At 62.4% G+C, this 17,656-nt stretch carries 18 protein-coding genes; 11 read left to right on the top strand and 7 right to left on the bottom strand.

The features are described 5' to 3' along the window. Genes WNY80_RS16650 through WNY80_RS16640 form a run of 3 tightly spaced genes read right to left on the bottom strand, consistent with a single transcriptional unit; the run spans position 1 to position 4,740 of the window. Positions 1-2,808, bottom strand: a complete 2,808-nt coding sequence (locus WNY80_RS16650; protein WP_342888531.1) for a DUF4159 domain-containing protein — start codon at positions 2,806-2,808, stop codon at positions 1-3. Continuing rightward, the gene (locus WNY80_RS16645; RefSeq protein WP_342888530.1) at positions 2,805-3,722 is read right to left on the bottom strand and encodes a DUF58 domain-containing protein; all 918 of its coding nucleotides are present in this window, start codon (positions 3,720-3,722) and stop codon (positions 2,805-2,807) included. Before WNY80_RS16645 ends, WNY80_RS16650 begins: the two co-directional genes overlap by 4 nt. Positions 3,723-3,726: 4 nt before the next feature. Then, complete coding sequence (locus WNY80_RS16640) at positions 3,727-4,740, bottom strand: MoxR family ATPase (RefSeq protein WP_342888529.1); 1,014 nt, start codon at positions 4,738-4,740, stop codon at positions 3,727-3,729. Positions 4,741-4,960: 220 nt separating this feature from the next. Between WNY80_RS16640 and WNY80_RS16635 the strand changes: the two genes are divergently transcribed. From WNY80_RS16635 to WNY80_RS16625, 3 genes are read left to right on the top strand one after another with little or no spacing between them, the layout of a single operon-like run. After that, entirely contained in the window at positions 4,961-5,581 is a 621-nt protein-coding gene (locus tag WNY80_RS16635) for a DUF1285 domain-containing protein (RefSeq protein ID WP_342888528.1), read from the top strand. Then, entirely contained in the window at positions 5,578-6,237 is a 660-nt protein-coding gene (locus tag WNY80_RS16630; RefSeq protein ID WP_342888527.1) for a CoA pyrophosphatase, read from the top strand. Before WNY80_RS16635 ends, WNY80_RS16630 begins: the two co-directional genes overlap by 4 nt. Further along, positions 6,234-7,484: a CCA tRNA nucleotidyltransferase gene (locus WNY80_RS16625; RefSeq protein ID WP_342888526.1), complete on the top strand. Its 1,251-nt coding sequence runs from the start codon at positions 6,234-6,236 to the stop codon at positions 7,482-7,484. The genes WNY80_RS16630 and WNY80_RS16625 overlap by 4 nt, the downstream gene beginning before the upstream one ends. 33 nt (positions 7,485-7,517) lie before the next feature. On the opposite strand, the gene WNY80_RS16620 is transcribed toward WNY80_RS16625, so the two are convergent. Then, positions 7,518-7,703, bottom strand: a complete 186-nt coding sequence (locus WNY80_RS16620) for a DUF1059 domain-containing protein (RefSeq protein ID WP_342888525.1) — start codon at positions 7,701-7,703, stop codon at positions 7,518-7,520. A 493-nt stretch (positions 7,704-8,196) separates the two neighbouring features. On the opposite strand from WNY80_RS16620, the gene WNY80_RS16615 reads away from it, so the two are divergent. Further along, on the top strand, positions 8,197-8,589 hold the full coding sequence (locus WNY80_RS16615; RefSeq protein WP_342888524.1) for a hypothetical protein: 393 nt from the start codon (positions 8,197-8,199) through the stop codon (positions 8,587-8,589). 55 nt (positions 8,590-8,644) lie between these two features. On the opposite strand, the gene hemF is transcribed toward WNY80_RS16615, so the two are convergent. Beyond that, entirely contained in the window at positions 8,645-9,556 is a 912-nt protein-coding gene (hemF, locus tag WNY80_RS16610; protein WP_342888523.1) for an oxygen-dependent coproporphyrinogen oxidase, read from the bottom strand. Positions 9,557-9,711: 155 nt separating this feature from the next. On the opposite strand from hemF, the gene WNY80_RS16605 reads away from it, so the two are divergent. Beyond that, a complete protein-coding gene (locus WNY80_RS16605; protein ID WP_342888522.1) occupies positions 9,712-9,981 on the top strand; it encodes a hypothetical protein in 270 nt (89 codons plus the stop codon). A 25-nt stretch (positions 9,982-10,006) separates the two neighbouring features. Here the strand turns inward: WNY80_RS16605 and soxR are convergent, their stop codons facing one another. Continuing rightward, on the bottom strand, positions 10,007-10,471 hold the full coding sequence (soxR, locus tag WNY80_RS16600) for a redox-sensitive transcriptional activator SoxR (RefSeq protein ID WP_342888521.1): 465 nt from the start codon (positions 10,469-10,471) through the stop codon (positions 10,007-10,009). An 83-nt stretch (positions 10,472-10,554) separates the two neighbouring features. Here soxR and WNY80_RS16595 point away from each other — a divergent pair, with 83 nt between their 5' ends. Then, on the top strand, positions 10,555-10,938 hold the full coding sequence (locus WNY80_RS16595; RefSeq protein ID WP_342888520.1) for a VOC family protein: 384 nt from the start codon (positions 10,555-10,557) through the stop codon (positions 10,936-10,938). Between the two features lie 12 nt (positions 10,939-10,950). Here the strand turns inward: WNY80_RS16595 and WNY80_RS16590 are convergent, their stop codons facing one another. After that, entirely contained in the window at positions 10,951-11,418 is a 468-nt protein-coding gene (locus tag WNY80_RS16590) for a tRNA (cytidine(34)-2'-O)-methyltransferase (RefSeq protein WP_342888519.1), read from the bottom strand. Between WNY80_RS16590 and WNY80_RS16585 the strand changes: the two genes are divergently transcribed. From WNY80_RS16585 to WNY80_RS16565, 5 genes are all read left to right on the top strand, one after another. After that, positions 11,417-11,608 carry a hypothetical protein gene (locus WNY80_RS16585; protein WP_342888518.1) on the top strand — a complete coding sequence of 64 codons (192 nt, stop codon included), beginning with the start codon at positions 11,417-11,419 and terminating at the stop codon, positions 11,606-11,608. The genes WNY80_RS16590 and WNY80_RS16585 overlap by 2 nt on opposite strands. Before the next feature lie 165 nt (positions 11,609-11,773). Further along, positions 11,774-13,624, top strand: coding sequence for an ABC transporter ATP-binding protein (locus tag WNY80_RS16580; protein ID WP_342888517.1), 1,851 nt, complete (start codon positions 11,774-11,776; stop codon positions 13,622-13,624). A gap of 48 nt (positions 13,625-13,672) precedes the next feature. Continuing rightward, positions 13,673-15,541, top strand: a complete 1,869-nt coding sequence (locus tag WNY80_RS16575) for an ABC transporter ATP-binding protein (protein ID WP_342888516.1) — start codon at positions 13,673-13,675, stop codon at positions 15,539-15,541. Between the two features lie 207 nt (positions 15,542-15,748). Beyond that, the gene (petA, locus tag WNY80_RS16570; protein ID WP_342888515.1) at positions 15,749-16,327 is read left to right on the top strand and encodes a ubiquinol-cytochrome c reductase iron-sulfur subunit; all 579 of its coding nucleotides are present in this window, start codon (positions 15,749-15,751) and stop codon (positions 16,325-16,327) included. 14 nt (positions 16,328-16,341) lie between these two features. After that, positions 16,342-17,643, top strand: coding sequence for a cytochrome b N-terminal domain-containing protein (locus WNY80_RS16565; protein ID WP_342888514.1), 1,302 nt, complete (start codon positions 16,342-16,344; stop codon positions 17,641-17,643). Positions 17,644-17,656 lie beyond the last annotated feature (13 nt).

Below are 17,656 nucleotides of genomic sequence, written 5' to 3'. Positions count from 1 at the left end.
TTATTGCCCCAACCGTTCGAGCAGCGCCGGGATATGCACCTGGTCAGCCTTGTAGTTGCCGGTCAGCATGTACATGACGATGTTGACCCCGGCGCGGAACGCATATTCGCGCTGCCAGGGATCGGCCGGAATGGTGGCGAACATCGGAAAGCCCTGGTCGTCAACGGCCCAGGCGGCGGCCATGTCGTTGCCGGTGATCAGGATCGAGGAAACGCCGTCACCGGTGCGCGCCGGGCGTTCTGCCGGGTTGTCCGTGTCGGGCAGGGCTTCCACCCAGAGCGGACCGTCGGAATACCGGCCCGGGAATGTGTCGAGCAGGAAGAACGACTTGGTCAGGACGTGGTCGGCGGGCACCGGCTCAAGCGGCGGTATGTCGAGATTGGCCAGGATCTGCTGCAATCTCATCGTCAATGCGCTCGATCCGCTGCCCAGATCGACGATCCGGTCGCGGGTGTCGAACAAGACCGTGCCGCCGCTTTTCATGTAGGCGTCAATCCGGCTGATGGCGCCGGGAGAGGGAATGTCGGCGTCCTCGCTCATCGGCCAGTAGATCAGCGGATAGAGCGCCAGCGGGGCGGTCTCGATGTCGACGCCAATCGACGGGCCGGGCTCTAGCGCGGTCCGGCTGGAGAGATAACGCGACAGGCTGTCGAGCCCGAGCTTGCTGATCGTGTCGGTGTCATCATCGCCGGTGATGACATAGGCCAGCCGGGTGCGATCAAGGCTTTCGAGCAGATCGATATCGCCGGGCCGGGCATCCTGGGCATAGCCCGTTCCCGGCGCGGCAAACACGGAAAGCGAAAACCCGGCGATGATCACCATCGCGGCGGCGGATGCAGGTTTCAGGCCGCGGCGGCGGAAAGCCCCGTTGAGGATCAGCACGATCAGCGTGTCCGCCAGCAAGGCGACCAAGGCGGCAGCAAACAGCCAGGGCCTGAAATCGATCGCATTGTCGCCGGTGATGGCGGAACGGGTGACGGGCACTTCGAACTCCGGAATGTTGATCGGTGTCAGGGCTTCGCCGGGGCTGAAGAGATTGAGAGCAACGAAGCCGTCTTCACCGCCATAAAGACCCGGCGGATTGTCGGGGCCTGCCTGAACCGCTTTGCCTGCGGTCAGATCGAGTGGCCGGGCGTCACCGCTTGCCGGCAACAGCGCGCCGTCGGCATCAAGCAGGCGCCAGGGCGGCAGGATGCCTGATCCGGCTTCGCCACCGCCTGCGACAGCGCGGGAGAGCTGCACCACGCGGCGCAGCATGTCGACGAAATGGCCGGAGATGGGCAGATTGGACCAGCTTGCCTCGGCAGTGACATGGAACAGCACGATCCGGCCGGCGCCGCGGTCGGTTGCGGTGACCAGCGGGGTGCCGTCGGCCAGGCTGGCCCAGGTGCGCGCGGCAAGATCGGACGAGGGTTCCGCCAGAACCTGACGGCGCACGGTGATGTCGCGCGGTGTCGGCAGACCGGCAAACGGGCCGGTCGCCGGGTAATCGGCCAGCGGTTGGGGTTCGATCCACGACAGGGCGCCGCCGAGTTCGCGCTCGCCCTTGCGCAGCAGCACGGGCAAGAGCTGGCTGCCGGATGGAGCCGCCGCCAGCCGGGGGCCGGCGAAGCGGACCAGCGTTCCGCCGCGGTCAATCCACTCATCAAGCGACTTGCTGATATCCTCAGGCAGGGTGCCGATATCGGACATCACGATCACGGCAGGGGACTGGGCCAGCAGTTTCGGGATCGATGCCGACATTTCTTCATTGCCGGCTTCGATCAGGTCGGCATAGGGAGAAAGCGCGCGCTTGATATAGTAGAGCGGCGAGAGCAGCGGCTGGGCAATATCCGCGGCTTCACCCGATATCAGCGCCACCCTGCGGCGGCGGAAACTTTCGTCGAGCAACCGCACCGATGCCGCGGTATCGACCCCGGTGACATCGAGGCGGGCGATATCGTTGCGGATTTCGAAGGGAGCCGAGATTGTTCCCGTGGCTTCGGGTTCACCGGCTTCGAAGCGGATTTCTCCGGCGGCGATTTCGCGGCCCTTGCTGTCGCTTGCGGTTAGCCCGAAATTTTGTGCCGCCGCGGTATCCAGCCGGCTTGCAGTGAGGCTGAGTGCTTCCGTGCCGTTGTCGGCACCGGTCAGGGCAAGCGCATTGGCCTCGTCGGCACCAATGATCCTGATGGCGGCGGCTTCGAGCGCCGACAGGCGGTTGAGCGCATCGGCTGCGTCGGCTGTTTCGATGCCATCGGTGATATAGGCGACGGTTCCGGGACGGGTCTGGCCAAGCGTCGCGGTCAATGCGGTGACAGCCGCGCTGCGCTCGGGCCGCAGCGGTTGCGGTTTGGCAGCATGCAGTTGGTCCCGGGCGCGCTCGAAGGTGGTCGGCGTTGCTTCATGACGGCGGTTTGCGGTGAAAACGACCGACACAGGAATATCCAGGTTGCCGGCTTCTTCAATCAGTGTTTCAGCCGCCAGGGTCCGTGCTTGCCAATCGGGAGCGCTGGCCCAGCCATTGTCGATGATCAGCGCCAGCGGACCGCCTGAGGACAAGGCCCGGTCGCGGGGATTGAGGACGGGTTCAGCCAGAGCCAGGATCACCAGCGCTGCAATCAGCAAGCGCAGCGCCGTCAGCCACCAGGGGCTGCGGGCCGGGGTTTCCTCGCGCTTGAGAACCCGGGCAAGAATGGCCAGCGGCGCAAAGGGTTCAGCCTGCGGGCGCGGCGGCGTCAGCCGCAGCAGCCACCAGATCACCGGCAAGGCCAGCAACCCGAACAGGATCGCCGGTGCACCGAAGGCGAAGGGCAGGCCAGCAATCATGCCAATGCCGCCTTCCTGGCTGCGGGAATGCCGGACAGGTGGCCATGGGCTGCGGCAAGCGCCTCGGAGGCGAGCCGGTCGGTGCGATGGGCGAGAAAGCTCCAGCCCATGCGCCGCACGCCCTGCGCCAGGGCCTCGCGGCGGGCGAGCCAGGCCTGCCGGTAATCGGCGGCAATTGTCTCGGCGCGTCCGGCGACCAGTTTCTCGCCGGTTTCCGGATCGCGGAATTCAGTCCGTCCGGAGTAGGGAAACGTCTCTTCGGCGGGATCTGCAACCTCGATGACATGGCCGCGAACACCGCGCCGGGCAGCGGGCCCGATGCAGTTGTCGAGGGTTTCGTCCGCGTCGAGGAAATCGCCGATCATCACGATATCGCTCATGCGGCCGATCCTGCCGAGATCGGGCAGGGTGGTCTGGTCCGGTGCGTGCGCCAGGGCCAGCGCCAGCCGTTCGGCGGCGTTTCTCGAAGCGACCGGTTCCATGATGCCGGGGCAGCCGACGCGTTCACCGGAGCGCGACAGGATCTCGGCCAGAGCCAGCATCAGCACCAGCGCCCGGCTTTCCTTGCTCACATGGGCGACATCGGACTTGTAGAGCATGGATGGCGACTGATCGGCCCATAGCCAGATCGTGTGAGCCGCTTCCCATTCCCGGTCACGCACATAAAGATTGTCGTCGCGTGCGGATCGCCGCCAATCAATGCTGGACAGGGATTCACCATCCACATAGGGCCGGAACTGCCAAAAGGTCTCGCCGATGCCGCGCTTGCGGCGGCCGTGCCAGCCGGCAATCACGGTGTTGGCAACGCGCCGGGCCTCGGCCAGGCAATCGGGCAGCAGCGCTGCACGCTGGCGCGCGCGGGCGAGCGCATCAATCCGTGCTGTCGGTTGGGTCAGCTGGCCGATCGGGGCCATGGGCTCACCCGGCTTTCGGGGTGACGAGGCCTGCGATGACATCACGGATGCCGATGCCTTCGGCGCGGGCCGAGAAGGTCAGCGCCATGCGGTGCTGCAGGATCGGTTCGGCCAGGGCACGCACATCGTCGATCGAGGGGGCGAGCCTGCCGTCATAGAGCGCGCGGGCGCGGGCACAAAGCATCATGGCCTGGCCGGCGCGCGGTCCGGGGCCCCAGGACACGGTTTCGTCGACCTTTGCGTTGCCATGGCCGGGGCGGGCAGCGCGGACCAGTTCGAGAATGGCGTCGACAACCGATTCGGGCACCGGCATCTGCCGGATCAACGCCTGAATGGCGATCAGCCGCTCCACCGTGATCGCGGGCCGTGCGGTTGCCTCCTGCGCGCCGGTGGTTTCGAGCAGGATCCGGCGTTCCGCCGCCATTTCCGGGTAGGGCACGTCAACCTGCATCAGGAAGCGGTCGAGCTGGGCTTCGGGAAGCGGATAGGTGCCTTCCTGCTCAAGCGGGTTCTGTGTCGCCAGAACGTGGAAAGGACGCGGCAGGTCGTGCGGCGCACCGGCCACGGTGACGTGGTATTCCTGCATCGCCTGCAGCAGCGCCGATTGGGTGCGTGGCGAGGCGCGGTTGATTTCGTCGGCCATCAGCAATTGCGTGAACACCGGGCCGGGGACGAAACGGAACGAGCGGCGCCCGCTTTCGTCCTGGTCCATGACTTCCGAGCCGAGAATATCGGACGGCATCAGGTCCGGCGTGAACTGGATGCGGTTGGAATTGAGGCCAAGAACTGTGCCGAGCGTGGTGACCAGCTTGGTCTTGGCAAGGCCGGGCACACCGACAAGCAGCGCGTGCCCGCCGGACAGGACTGCGAGCAGGGTCTGCTCGACCACGCTTTCCTGTCCGAAAATGACGTCCGAGACGGCCTGCTTAATGGCGGATATATCGGCCAGGGCCTGTTCCGCAGCAGCGATGACTGCCTTTTCGTCAATCGGTGTTGCGCCAGTGTCGATGCGTCCCATGGGTGTCTCCGCGCGTTCTGGTTCTACAGCGCCGCGCATCCAATGGGATGCGCAAAGGTCGCTGTAGCACTTTGAAATGATGCATGTGCGTTATCGTTCAAATCAAACCATTTGAACGCGACATGCATCAGGCTCGCAAACAGCTTATTCTACGCTGAAAGGCTGACAAGAGCAGTTCAGATGACTATCTGGTTACCTGTAATCATAGCTGGACAGGACAATGGCAAAAACAAGGACCGAAACGAAAACAGATGCGGCAGATCTGGCCGCGCTGATTTCGCGCGCCCAGGCCGACCGTAATGCCGGCAAGGATGGTTTACCGCCGGTCGAGCGCTGGAATCCGCCCTATTGCGGCGATATCGACATGGAAATCCGCGCAGACGGCACCTGGTTCTACATGGGAACACCTATCGGGCGCCCGGCGCTGGTGCGGCTTTTCTCCACCGTTTTGCGCCAGGACGAGGACGGAAAGACCTATCTCGTCACACCTGTGGAAAAGATCGGCATCCGTGTCGCCGACGCGCCATTCCTTGCTGTCGAGATGACCGTGAGCGAAGATGAGGGCGAACAGGTGCTGACTTTCCGCACCAATGTCGGTGATGTGGTGCGCGCGGGACCGGACAATCCGCTGCGATTCGTCGTCACCGGCGAGACCGATCAGCTCAAGCCCTATCTGATGGTGCGCGGCCGGCTGGAAGCGCTGGTCAACCGTGCGGTGACCTATGATCTCCTGGCGCTGGGCGAGGAAATCGAAATCGATGGCGAACCGATATATGCGATCCGCTCTGGTGGTTCGGTGTTTCCGGTGATGCCGATGGCCAGGCTGGAGGCCAGCGTTTGACTGATACGGTTTTCCAGATGCCGCCGGGTTTTGATGCCCAGAGCTTTCGCCTGCGGGCGCAACGCCACGATCCCGAGCATGCGTTCGGGCCAGAGCCCGCGCATCTTGGGCATGGCGATCATGTTCTCAATCCGGACCTGGTTTCGGGGCTGGCTGATGCCAAGCTGCGGGAAGCGGCCGTGCTGGTGCCGGTGACAGATGACGGGCCGGACGCGCATGTCATCCTGACGCGCCGGGCGACCGCCATGCGCAAGCATTCCGGCCAGGTGGCATTTCCGGGCGGCTCGGTCGATCCCGAAGACGACAGCGAGGAAACTGCCGCCATGCGGGAGGCGGAAGAGGAAATCGGTCTCGACCGCCGGTTTGTCGAGCCGGTCGGCCGTCTGCCGGTCTACATGACCAGCACCGGGTTCCGGATCACGCCGGTGCTTGCCGTGGTCAAGCCGGGCTACAACCTGATAGCCAACCCGGACGAGGTTGACGAAGTGTTCGCAACACCGCTGTCATTCCTGATGAACCCGGCCAATCACCGGCGCGAAAGCCGGGTCTGGGAGGGCATCGAACGGCACTATTACGTGATGCCCTATGGCGAACACCACATCTGGGGCGTCACCGCCGGGATCATCCGGACAATGTATGAAAGGCTCTATGCATGAGCACTGCGGCGAGTGTTGCCGACGAAGGCTGGTTTCAGGATGCGGCGCTCGGCCGGATTTTTGCGTTGCTGAATCAGGATGGCGAAGAGGTCAGGGTGGTCGGCGGTGCGGTGCGCAATTCGCTGATGGGCCTGCCGGTCACCGATACGGACCTGGCCACGACCTGGATGCCCGAACAGGTGGTGGCGCGGGCAAAAGATGCCGGCATTCGCGCGGTGCCGACGGGCATCGAGCATGGCACGGTGACACTGGTCATCGAGGGCCGCGGTTTCGAGATCACCACGTTGCGCCATGATGCGGAGACTGACGGACGGCGGGCCAAGGTGACCTTCGGCCGCGACTGGCAGACCGACGCCGAACGGCGGGATTTCACCATCAATGCGCTTTATGCCGACCAGGCCGGTGCGATCATCGATCTTGTCGGTGGGCTTGAAGACATAGATACCCGCACGGTGCGGTTTATCGGCGATGCCGATGCCCGCATTGCCGAGGATTATCTGCGGGTGCTGCGCTATTTCCGCTTCTTTGCCCATTACGGCACCGGCCGGCCTGATGCTGCCGCGCTGAAAGCCTGCGCCAGGGCCCGCGACAAGCTCGGAAAGCTGTCCTCGGAGCGGGTCTGGAAGGAACTCAAGACCTTGCTCAAGGCACGGGATCCGGGGCGGGCGCTGTTGTGGATGCGCCAGTCCGGTGTGTTGTCGGCGGTGCTGCCGGAGAGCGAAAAATGGGGCATAGACAGCATCGGAGCGCTGATCGCCACCGAAGCCGTGCTTGACTGGGAGCCGGATCCGATGCTGCGGCTGATGGCGATGGTGCCTCCGGATTCGGAGCGAATGCGCGGGCTCTCCTCACGGCTGAAGATGTCGCGGGCCGAGGCTGACCGGCTTGCCAACTGGGCCGCGGCGCCGGTGATTGCGCCGACACTTGCGATCACGGCGCTTGACCGGTTGCTGTACCGCCATGGCGCGGTTCCGCTGGTTGACCGGATCAGGCTGTCACTGGTTTCGGCGCGCAGCCGCACCGAAACCGATGCATCCGCGCTCACCGAAGCGGCGGGCCACAGCCGTCATCTGGCGCGGGCGCTTGAGTGGGAGCGGCCTGTATTTCCGGTTGCCGGAGCAGACCTTATCGCCCGGGGGGTAAATCCCGGTCCGGAGATGGGGGCACAGCTCGCCGCGCTCGAAGAGCGATGGATCGAGAGCAATTTTACCCTCGACAAGGCGGCGCTGCTCGACGGCAGCGATTGACCCACGTCGCCAAGGCGCGGCAGCCGGCCCTGGTCAGGCTGCGTCGGTCTCGTCGAGCATGCGTTCCTTGATCTGTTCGACGATCGACGGACGGATGATTGTCTCGCCGTGGGTCTCGCGCAGATGGTCGATGGCGCGGGATACGATCTCCGCTTCGCTATCGGCCCGCGTGTGCCATTCGCACCCGGGAACAAGTGATCCGCAGTGGAAGGTTTTCATGGTTGTCTCCTCTTTTCGATGTCGAAAACCAAGAGTCCGCCTGAGCCGGCGCACCGGCCGGCGGAGCAGAATGATAGCATGTTCTGACATTTTTTGCAGCACTGCGATCAGTGCGCACTGACGCAGATCAACGCGATCGGTCTTTGTGCCATCCTTGACCTGACGCGTGGGCCGTATGGCGACAGTGCGCGGCCTGCGCCGGAGGGCACTGCCAAGAAAATTGTTAACCTTGTCTTGTTACCGCTATGGACGTGGGTGCGTGTCTGGAGCGCCCATCCATTCGGGTGCGCGAAGGGACGCTCTGTCCTGTTGAGTTCTTGCATTTCCCGTTTTTGTGACTTGGCACAAACATCCGGACCTGTGCCGCTGAGTAAAACAGGGTTGGCCGATGAATCCGGGTCGGGGTACGTTTGAAGATGTTCTGGAGCGTGTGGGGCACGAGCGTGCGGATGAGCCCTTGCCCGGTTCTGCATTCTGGACCCGGATACGCGGTTTGAACGCCGGCTTCGTTGGGACAAATTCCAAACCGGAACAGCGGCTGGACGGCGAACAGCTGCATGCGGCCTATTACGACTACATCAGCGATGTTGTTGCTCCGCCAGAAAAGCCTGCAGCTCTCCCACCAAAGCCCGCGCCGCCGCCAGAGCCTGCAACGATTGACGTTTCGATGTTCAAGCGGCTCAGCCGGGAAGAGATTGCAAAGGACATCAATCTGCTGGTTTCGGACACACGCGCCGAGCTGCAAAGGAAGCGGCGGAACTTTGCGCGCATAAACCACCCCGACCGCGCGCCGGCGGAATGGCGGGATGCGGCCACGACACGGATGATGCTCGCCAACCATCTGGTCGACGACGCGCTGCGGAAGATCAGGCTACAACGGCACTGAACCGCGCTCCGGAAATACCGGGACGCGTTCAGTTGTTTTCGATTCCCGGCTCTCCTTACGGATACATCACCACGGGCGGCAGCGAAGACAGGATCGAGGCGACATTGCCGCCGGTCTTCAGGCCGAAGATGGTGCCGCGGTCATAGAGCAGGTTGAACTCGACGTAGCGGCCACGGCGGATCAGCTGTTCGGTGCGTTCCGCATCGCTCCAGGGCTTTGAAAAATTGGAGCGGACGATCTTCGGGTAGACCACGTTGAAGGCACGACCCACATCCTGGGTGAAGGCGAAATCCGCGTCCCAGCCGCCGTTTTCTTCATCGCTGTGCAGCCAGTCATAGAAAATGCCGCCGATGCCACGGGCTTCATTGCGGTGCGGCAGGAAGAAGTACTCGTCGCACCATGCCTTGTATCTGGGATAGTCGGCGACGGCGTGACGGTTGCAGGCGATTTCCATGGCGCGGTGGAACAGCTGCGCGTCCGGATCGGTCTGGGTGCGACGGTTGTCGAGCACCGGCGTGAGGTCGGCGCCACCGCCAAACCAGCGGCTGGTGGTGACAACCATACGGGTGTTCATGTGCACGGTCGGAACATGCGGGTTGGTGGGGTGGGCGATCAGCGAGATGCCGGAGGCCCAGAACCGCGGATCTTCCTCTGCGCCGGGGATCTGGGCGCGGAACTCGGGTGAAAATTCGCCGTAAACGGTCGACGTGTGGACGCCGACCTTTTCAAACAGCCGGCCCTTCATGATCGACATGGTTCCGCCGCCGCCGGCACCTTCGTTGCGCTGCCATGGCGTGCGCTCGAAGCGTCCGGGCTCGCCGGCCGTTTGCGGGTTGTCGACTTCGTCCTCAAGCGCCTCGAAGCTCAGGCAGATCTGGTCGCGCAGCTGCTCGAACCACTCACGCGCTTTGGTCTTCTTTTCCTCGATGTCATCGGGCAGGCCGACTGGCAGGCTTGGGCGTTGCATTTGGGCTCCTTGATCTGGCTTGGGGTCCGTCATAGCAGCAGATCCGGCCGGTTGTAACCGTGGCATTATATCCCGATTGCAGCAGGTCTTGCCGGACTCGCCGAACAGACGGTTTTGGGCTAATGTTGAAAAGCCATGAGGGCAAAGGAAGGACCATGAAACGGTATCAGCAACGCCCGCCGCTTGAGGGGCTGCGCCGCGAGATCGCCCGTGCGCGCAAGGAAAAATCCAATGGTCAGTCATCGGGCAGTTTCGTGCGCGAAACCTATCGCCTGAGCCGCGGACAGGCGCGCGAGAAGGCGCGGGAATGGTTCTCGGCCTGGCCCAAAGCCGCCTACTGGACCGAAGTCGAAAGCTGGCGGGCGCTACCAGGCGATGGCGACACGATCGAGTTCACCATGCGCCGGCTGCCAACCGCTGACTGAGTGTCCCGGTCTCAACGCCGCCCGGTCAAGGGTCGATGGATTTTTCCATCACAAGACGCGGCCCGGTGCCGGTTCGGCTTGCCTTGTCATCCGGATTGTAGAGCTTGCAGGCGTCGAGCGACAGGCAGCCGCAGCCGATGCAGCCGTCGAGCCGGTCGCGCAGCCGTTCCAGCATGCCGATGCGGGCATCGAGCCGGGCACGGAAGCCGCGGCTGATCTTTTCCCAGTCACGCTTGTTGGGCGTTCGTTCCAGCGGCAATTGCCTGAGCTGGTTGCGGATCTCCTCGAGCGAAAACCCCATTTGCTGCGCGATCAGGATGAAGGACAGCCGCCTGATGTCGGAGCGGATGAACATCCGCCTGCCGCCGGGCGTGCGCCGGGCCGAGACCAGGCCCTCATCATCGTAATAGCGGATCGCGGAGACGGCGAGGCCGGTGCGGCTTGCGACTTCGCCGATAGAAAGCAGGCCCTTGCTGGGTGAAACAGGCATTGCGTGAAAAAACCTCTTGATCTCAAGTGAGCTTGAGAAAGTAGCATGGTCTGACACTCAGGCAATCAACATCAGGGGGTCCCATGACCAAGGCCAAACTCGAACATGTCAATTTCACCGTTGCCGATGCGCCGGGCACAGCCAGATGGCTGTGCGATGTCTTCGGCTGGAAGATCCGCTGGCAGGGCCCGACACTCAATGACGGTCTGTCCATTCACGTGGGAAACGATGACGCGTACCTGGCGATCTATACGCCCAAGGTGGCTCGCCCGCGCCACGAGATCGAGAAAGGCCGGGTTGGCAGCCTCAACCATGTCGGCATCGTGGTTGACGATCTCGATGCTGTGGAAGCCAGGGTCAAGGTGCTGGGCTATGCGACCCACAGCCACGCAGATTATGAACCGGGACGGCGGTTCTATTTCGATGACGAGAACGGCATCGAGTTCGAAGTGGTCAGCTATGACTGATCTGGTGCTGGGCTACAGCCCAAACCGGCGGTTGATCTCGCCTGCGATGATGGCGACGCTCATGGCGAGGTTCAGGCTGCGGCGGCCATCCACCATCGGGATGGTCAGTCGTGCGGCGGCCGCGTCATGGACCTTGGGCGGAACGCCGGCGCTTTCACGCCCGAACAACACCACGTCCTGGGGGGTGATGGTCTGGTCACCGCCGTCGATATAGGGCGTAGCGGACTGGGTGGTCATCAGCACCAGCCGCCGGTTTTCGGCCTGCCGCCAGATTTCAAATTCTTCCCAGCCATCGTGGCGCGTGAGGTTGGCCATTTCGATGTAGTCCATACCGGCGCGCTTGAGCGAGCGGTCGGTCATGTCGAAGCCGGCGGGCCCTATGATGTGGATGCCGAGGCCAAGGCAGGCCCCGAGCCGCAGGATGGAGCCGGTGTTGCCGGGAATGTCGGGTTGGTAGAGTGCGATAAGAGGCTTGGTCATGGCGATGGTTTCTGTGGTCATTTTATCACAATTTCAAGCGGGGACGGGTTCATGGCCGACAAACCGGTTGCGGCAATCTGGCGCAACAGCCGAATCTGGCCTAGAACAGGCCATCTTCAACGCGAACCTGACGGAGGCTGTCATGCACATCATCTATCGCAGCTTTCTGTCGGCGGCCATGGGCCACTGACCAGACAGGTTTCTCGCGGTTCCAGTTTCATTTTCAGCTTTTGTGTCCAGTCTGACGGACAACTGCGTTAGCGCGTGATCCTGGCCTTCATTCCGGTTTTGCCGGATCTCGGTTTGTAGGTGCTTTGCACACGCGCTGCTTGCGGCGCTATTCAAGGAGACCTCCATGTTTGGATGGTTCGAACGTCGATTGAACCCCTATCCGGAAGCACAGCCTTCCGCGCCGCCTGAAGGGCTGGTGGCGTTTTGCTGGCACTACTCGCGCGATGCGGCGCCGTGGCTGTTCGCCATGGCAATCCTGACGGCGCTGATCTCGATCGGCGAGGTGATGCTGTTCGGATTCTTGGGCTCGATTGTCGACTGGCTCGCCACTTCCGATCCGCAGGGCTTTCTCGAGCGCGAGTCCGGCCGGCTGATGCTGATGGGCGCGATCGTGCTGATCGGCCTGCCGGTCACCGTGCTGCTGCATTCGCTGATCATCCACCAGACGCTTCTGGGCAATTATCCGATGATCGCGCGCTGGCAGATGCACCGTTACCTGCTGCGCCAGAGCCTGAACTTCTTTTCCAACGAGTTCGCCGGCCGGGTTGCCACCAAGGTGATGCAGACATCGCTGGCGATCCGCGAATCGGTGATGAAGCTGCTGGACGTGTTCGTCTATGTCTCTGTCTATTTCATTGCCATGATCGGCATGGTGGCGGCGGCCGAGTGGCGGCTGGTGCTGCCGATGCTGGTGTGGCTTGCCATCTATATCGGGCTGATTGCGCATTTCGTGCCGAAGCTGAAAAGGATCTCCGCCGATCAGGCTGACGCGCGCTCGGCCATGACCGGCCGGGTGGTCGACAGCTACACCAATATCTCCACCGTCAAGCTGTTTTCCCACGCAGGCCGCGAGGAGGCCTACGCGCAGGAAAGCATGGACATGTTCCTGCAGACCGTTCACCGGCAGATGCGCCAGGTGACGCTGTTCCAGTCGCTGATCTATTTCAACAACTCGGTCCTGGTGTTCGTCGTCTCGGCGATGGCGATCGGCTTCTGGCTGACCGGCATTGTCTCGGTCGGCTCGATTGCCATCGTCATCGGGCTTTCTCTCAGGATCAACGGCATGTCGCAGTGGATCATGTGGGAAGTTTCCGGGTTCTTCGAAAACATCGGCGTGGTTCAGGACGGCATGGGCATGATGATCAAGCCGCACGAGGTGGTGGACCGGCCGGGCGCGAGCGAGATCGTGGCCAGGAAAGGCGGCATCGAGTTTGAAAATGTCCGCTTCCACTATGGCAAGCAGAGCGGCGTGATCGAGGATCTGTCGCTGAAGATCGAGCCGGGTGAAAAGATCGGGCTTGTCGGCCGCTCGGGTGCGGGCAAAACGACGCTCGTCAACCTGCTGCTCAGGTTTTACAATCTGGAATCCGGGCGGGTGCTGATCGATGGCCATGACATCTCGCAGGTCAGCCAGGACAGTTTGCGCGGGCAGGTGGGCATGGTCAGCCAGGATACATCGCTGCTGCACCGCTCGGTGCGTGACAACATCGCCTATGGAAAGCCCCATGCGACTGAAGCCGATATCCTCGAGGCGGTGCGCAAGGCCAATGCACTGGAGTTCATTGACGGGCTGGAAGATCTTGCCGGCCGCACCGGGCTCGACGCCCATGTCGGCGAACGCGGCGTTAAGCTCTCCGGTGGCCAGCGCCAGCGGATCGCCATTGCACGTGTGTTTCTCAAGGATGCGCCGATCCTGGTGCTGGATGAGGCCACCTCCGCGCTTGATTCCGAAGTCGAGGCTGCGATCCAGGAGAATCTGTTCGCGCTGATGGAAAACAAGACGGTGATTGCCATCGCGCACCGTCTGTCGACCATTGCCGAGATGGACCGGCTGGTGGTTCTCGACCATGGCGAGATCGTCGAAACCGGCACGCATGACGAGCTGATCAAGTCCGGCGGCATCTATGCCGATCTGTGGTCACGGCAGTCGGGCGGGTTCATCGATGTGGATGCCGGCACGACGGCGGCGGAATAGCGGCATGGTCATATTGCCAAACCAACCTCCCGCTCTATTCTGTCGGCCATGATTTTCAGACCCCTGCTTGACCTCTTCGAAGGCTGGATTGATCCGTTTGTCCGGCGTTCGAGCTACCGGCCGCCAAGTTCGACACGCAAATTCCTGTGGCACTATGTCGGTCAGGCGAAAGGTGCGTTTGCGGCGATGCTGGCGCTTGGGGGCCTGGTGGCGCTGCTGGAGGCGGCGCTGTTCTATTTCGTCGGCCAGCTTGTCGATGTTCTCGATGCTTCCGAGCCCGCTGCTGGCTGGGACGGGCTGATCGCGGCGCATGGCCCGGAGCTGGCCTTCATGCTGTTCGTGGTGGTGGTGGCGCGGTTTGCCGTGGTGACCGTGGCGGCGCTGGTCGAGGAGCAGGCGGTGGTGCCGGGGTTCTTCAACCTGGTGCGCTGGCAGGCCTATTCGCATGTGTCGCGGCAGAACCTGGCCTTCTTCCAGAATGATTTTGCCGGCCGCATCGTGACCAAGGTCTGGTCGGCGGGGCAGGCCACCGGCGATTTCATGGTGTCGCTGTTGCAGGTGGTCTGGTTCATCATGATCTACACCGTCACCACGATGGCGCTGGTAGCCCAGCTTGACTGGCGGTTGTCGGCACTGGTGCTGGTCTGGGTCGTGGTCTTCGGCTTGCTGGCGCGGTTCTTCGTGCCGCGGATCCGCCGCCATGCGAGGGCAAGCGCGGAAGCCTCCGCGCTGCTGACCGGACGCATCACCGACAGCTATTCCAATATCCAGACGCTGAAACTCTATGCGCGGGATGCGGACAATGACCGCTACATCCGCGAGGGGTTCGACCAGTTCATCGCCACGATCCTGCCGTTTACCCGGCATCTGACCGGGGTTCGTGCGTCGCTGGCAGCGCTTTCCGGGGTGATGATTGCCGCGATCGCCGCTTTCGCAATCGATCTGTGGCTCGCAGGCGCGATCTCGGTGGGTGCCGTGGCGTTCACGCTGTCGCTGGTGCTCAGGCTCAACATGCTGCTGGGCCGGATGATGACCCAGCTCAACGGGCTGATGCGCAATCTCGGCACCCTGCAGAACTCGGCTGAGATGGTGGCACGGCCGATCGGCCTGCCAGACCGGGAGGATGCCAGCGAACTTGTCGTCGACAAGGCGGGCATCCGGTTTGAGCGGGCGAGCTTCGGCTACAATTCCGACCGGCCGGTGATCGACGATCTGTCGCTGACCATCGAGCCGGGCGAAAAACTAGGGCTTGTCGGCCGGTCCGGTGCGGGCAAGTCGACCTTCGTCAATCTGCTGCTCAGGTTTTACGATCTGAATTCCGGGCGCATCGAGATCGATGGTCAGGATATCGCCGGTGTGAAACAGGAATCGCTGCGCCATTCGATCGGCATGGTGACGCAGGACACGTCGCTGCTGCACCGGTCGATTCGCGAGAACATCGTGTTCGGGCGTCCCGACGCGGATGATGCGGAGATTCTGGAGGCCGCGCGCCGGGCCGAGGCGCTGGATTTCATCAAGGATCTTTATGACCAGCGTGGCCGCAAGGGGCTCGATGCTCATGTCGGCGACCGCGGGGTCAAGCTGTCGGGCGGCCAGCGCCAGCGAATCGCCATTGCCCGGGTGATGCTGAAAAATGCGCCTATCCTGGTGCTCGACGAGGCAACTTCGGCGCTCGATTCCGAAGTCGAAGCGGCGATCCAGGAGAATCTGGATGAGCTGATGGAAGGAAAAACCGTGATCGCCATTGCTCACAGGCTTTCCACCATTGCCCGGATGGACCGGCTTGTGGTGATGGACAACGGCCGTATTCTCGAAACCGGGACGCATGCCGAATTGATTGCGCGCGGAGGGCTTTACGCCGATTTGTGGGCGCGGCAGTCGGGTGGATTCATCGGTGTCGAGGAAGCTGCGGAATAGCTGGCCGAAATTCTCCGCGACATTGTGCCCTTCTACCTTCGTCCGGACTGGACTTTAGTTTCCATCCCGCATAGAAACCGCGCGATTGACAGAATTCCGCCGCATTGTCGGAACTGGCCGAATCTGCTTATAGCGGATAACCCATATTCGGCTGGGACAGTGGAGCGGAATGCTGATCCAGACGCAGCTTGAAGAGGACGTTGAGCCGTGAGTGAGCCAATGACACAAAGCGAAGGCGCGGGCGAACCAACCCGCCGCGATTTTCTTTACATCGCCACCGGGATGGCTGGCGTGGTCGGCGCAGGCAGTTTCGCCTGGCCGTTTATCGACCAGATGCGCCCGGATGCTTCGACACTTGCGGTGTCCTCCGTCGAGGTCAACGTCGAGAGCCTTGAGCCCGGGATGTCGCTGACAGTCAAATGGCGCGGCAAGCCGGTCTTCATCCGCAACCGCACCGAAGCCGAAATCGAGGAAGCAAGGGCTGTCGCGCTTGCCGATCTCAAGGATCCGGTCGCGCGCAACGCAAACATTCCCGGTACGGCCGCGGCAACCGACATCGACCGCTCGGCTGGCGAAGGCAAGGAAAACTGGCTGGTGATGATCGGCGTCTGCACCCATCTGGGCTGCATCCCGCTTGGCCAGGCCGGCGATTTCGGCGGCTGGTTCTGCCCTTGCCATGGTTCGCATTACGACACTGCAGGCCGCATCCGCAAAGGTCCGGCACCGGAAAACCTGCCGGTACCGGTGTTTTCCTTCGTGTCTGACAGCGTTATCAAAATCGGTTAAGGGGGCTTTAGACCATGAGCAGCGATCATTCGACTTATCAGCCCGCTACCGGATTCGGAAAGTGGATGGACTCACGCCTTCCGCTGATGCGGCTGGTGCACGACAGTTTCGTCTCCTACCCGGTGCCGCGGAACCTCAATTACGCCTACACCTTCGGCGGCATCCTGATGGTGATGCTGGTGGTGCAGCTTCTGACCGGCATCGTGCTGGCCATGCACTACGCGGCTGACACCGGGATCGCCTTCCAGTCGGTCGAAAAAATCATGCGCGACGTGAATTCAGGCTGGCTGTTGCGTTACATGCACGCCAACGGCGCCTCGTTCTTCTTCGTCGCCGTCTACATCCATATTGCCCGCGGTATGTATTACGGCTCCTACAAGGCGCCGCGCGAAGTGCTGTGGATCCTTGGTGTCGTTATCCTGCTTCTGATGATGGCAACCGCGTTCATGGGCTATGTTCTGCCCTGGGGTCAGATGTCGTTCTGGGGGGCAACGGTGATCACCGGCTTCTTCACGGCGTTCCCGGGGATCGGCGAGCCGATCCAGCAGTTGCTGCTCGGCGGCTTCGCGGTCGACAACCCGACGCTCAACCGCTTCTTTTCGCTGCATTACCTGTTGCCGTTCATGATCGCCGGTGTTGTGATCCTGCACGTCTGGGCACTGCACGTAACCGGTCAGACCAACCCGACCGGCGTTGAAGTTAAGTCGAAGACGGACACCGTGCCGTTCACGCCTTATGCGACCGTCAAGGACGGACTGGCGATGAGCATCTTCCTGATGGTGTTCGCCTACTTCATCTTCTTCATGCCGAACTTCCTCGGTCATGCAGACAACTACATCCCGGCAAACCCGCTGAAGACACCGGCGCACATCGTTCCGGAATGGTACTTCCTGCCATTCTACGCGATCCTTCGCGCCATCACCTTCAACATCGGGCCGATCGATTCGAAGCTTGGCGGCGTGCTTGCCATGTTCGGTTCCATCGCAGTGCTGTTCGTTCTGCCCTGGCTCGATACCTCGAAGGTCCGCTCGGCGGTCTACCGTCCGTGGTACAAGCTGTTCTTCTGGATTTTCGTCGCCAACGCGATTTTCCTCGGCTGGCTTGGCGCCAAGCCGGCGGAAGGCGCCTACACGACAATGGCCCAGATTTCGACGCTCTACTACTTCGCGTTCTTCCTGGTCATCCTGCCGGTGCTGGGACTGATTGAAACGCCCAAGCGTCTGCCAAACTCCATCACCGAAGCCGTGCTCGCCAAAAAGGGCGGCAATGGCGGGGCTGCGGCATCTGCGGCTGCTTCACCAGAAACCCGCGGCTGAGCGGCGAGACGGA

It is taken from the genome of Hoeflea sp. AS16 (assembly GCF_038900095.1).
Classification (GTDB): domain Bacteria; phylum Pseudomonadota; class Alphaproteobacteria; order Rhizobiales; family Rhizobiaceae; genus Hoeflea.
This window is presented reverse-complemented; position numbering and strand designations above follow the sequence as displayed.

Bases quoted from the DNA above. Each gene is read 5' to 3' on its own strand.
- WNY80_RS16650 (WP_342888531.1), bottom strand. From the start codon at position 2,808: ATGATTGCTGGCCTGCCCTTCGCCTTCGGTGCACCGGCGATCCTGTTC.
- WNY80_RS16645 (WP_342888530.1), bottom strand. From the start codon at position 3,722: ATGGCCCCGATCGGCCAGCTGACCCAACCGACAGCACGGATTGATGCG.
- WNY80_RS16640 (WP_342888529.1), bottom strand. From the start codon at position 4,740: ATGGGACGCATCGACACTGGCGCAACACCGATTGACGAAAAGGCAGTC.
- WNY80_RS16635 (WP_342888528.1), top strand. From the start codon at position 4,961: ATGGCAAAAACAAGGACCGAAACGAAAACAGATGCGGCAGATCTGGCC.
- WNY80_RS16625 (WP_342888526.1), top strand. From the start codon at position 6,234: ATGAGCACTGCGGCGAGTGTTGCCGACGAAGGCTGGTTTCAGGATGCG.
- WNY80_RS16620 (WP_342888525.1), bottom strand. From the start codon at position 7,703: ATGAAAACCTTCCACTGCGGATCACTTGTTCCCGGGTGCGAATGGCAC.
- hemF (WP_342888523.1), bottom strand. From the start codon at position 9,556: ATGCAACGCCCAAGCCTGCCAGTCGGCCTGCCCGATGACATCGAGGAA.
- WNY80_RS16605 (WP_342888522.1), top strand. From the start codon at position 9,712: ATGAAACGGTATCAGCAACGCCCGCCGCTTGAGGGGCTGCGCCGCGAG.
- soxR (WP_342888521.1), bottom strand. From the start codon at position 10,471: ATGCCTGTTTCACCCAGCAAGGGCCTGCTTTCTATCGGCGAAGTCGCA.
- WNY80_RS16595 (WP_342888520.1), top strand. From the start codon at position 10,555: ATGACCAAGGCCAAACTCGAACATGTCAATTTCACCGTTGCCGATGCG.
- WNY80_RS16585 (WP_342888518.1), top strand. From the start codon at position 11,417: ATGGCGATGGTTTCTGTGGTCATTTTATCACAATTTCAAGCGGGGACG.
- WNY80_RS16590 (WP_342888519.1), bottom strand. From the start codon at position 11,418: ATGACCAAGCCTCTTATCGCACTCTACCAACCCGACATTCCCGGCAAC.
- WNY80_RS16580 (WP_342888517.1), top strand. From the start codon at position 11,774: ATGTTTGGATGGTTCGAACGTCGATTGAACCCCTATCCGGAAGCACAG.
- WNY80_RS16575 (WP_342888516.1), top strand. From the start codon at position 13,673: ATGATTTTCAGACCCCTGCTTGACCTCTTCGAAGGCTGGATTGATCCG.
- WNY80_RS16565 (WP_342888514.1), top strand. From the start codon at position 16,342: ATGAGCAGCGATCATTCGACTTATCAGCCCGCTACCGGATTCGGAAAG.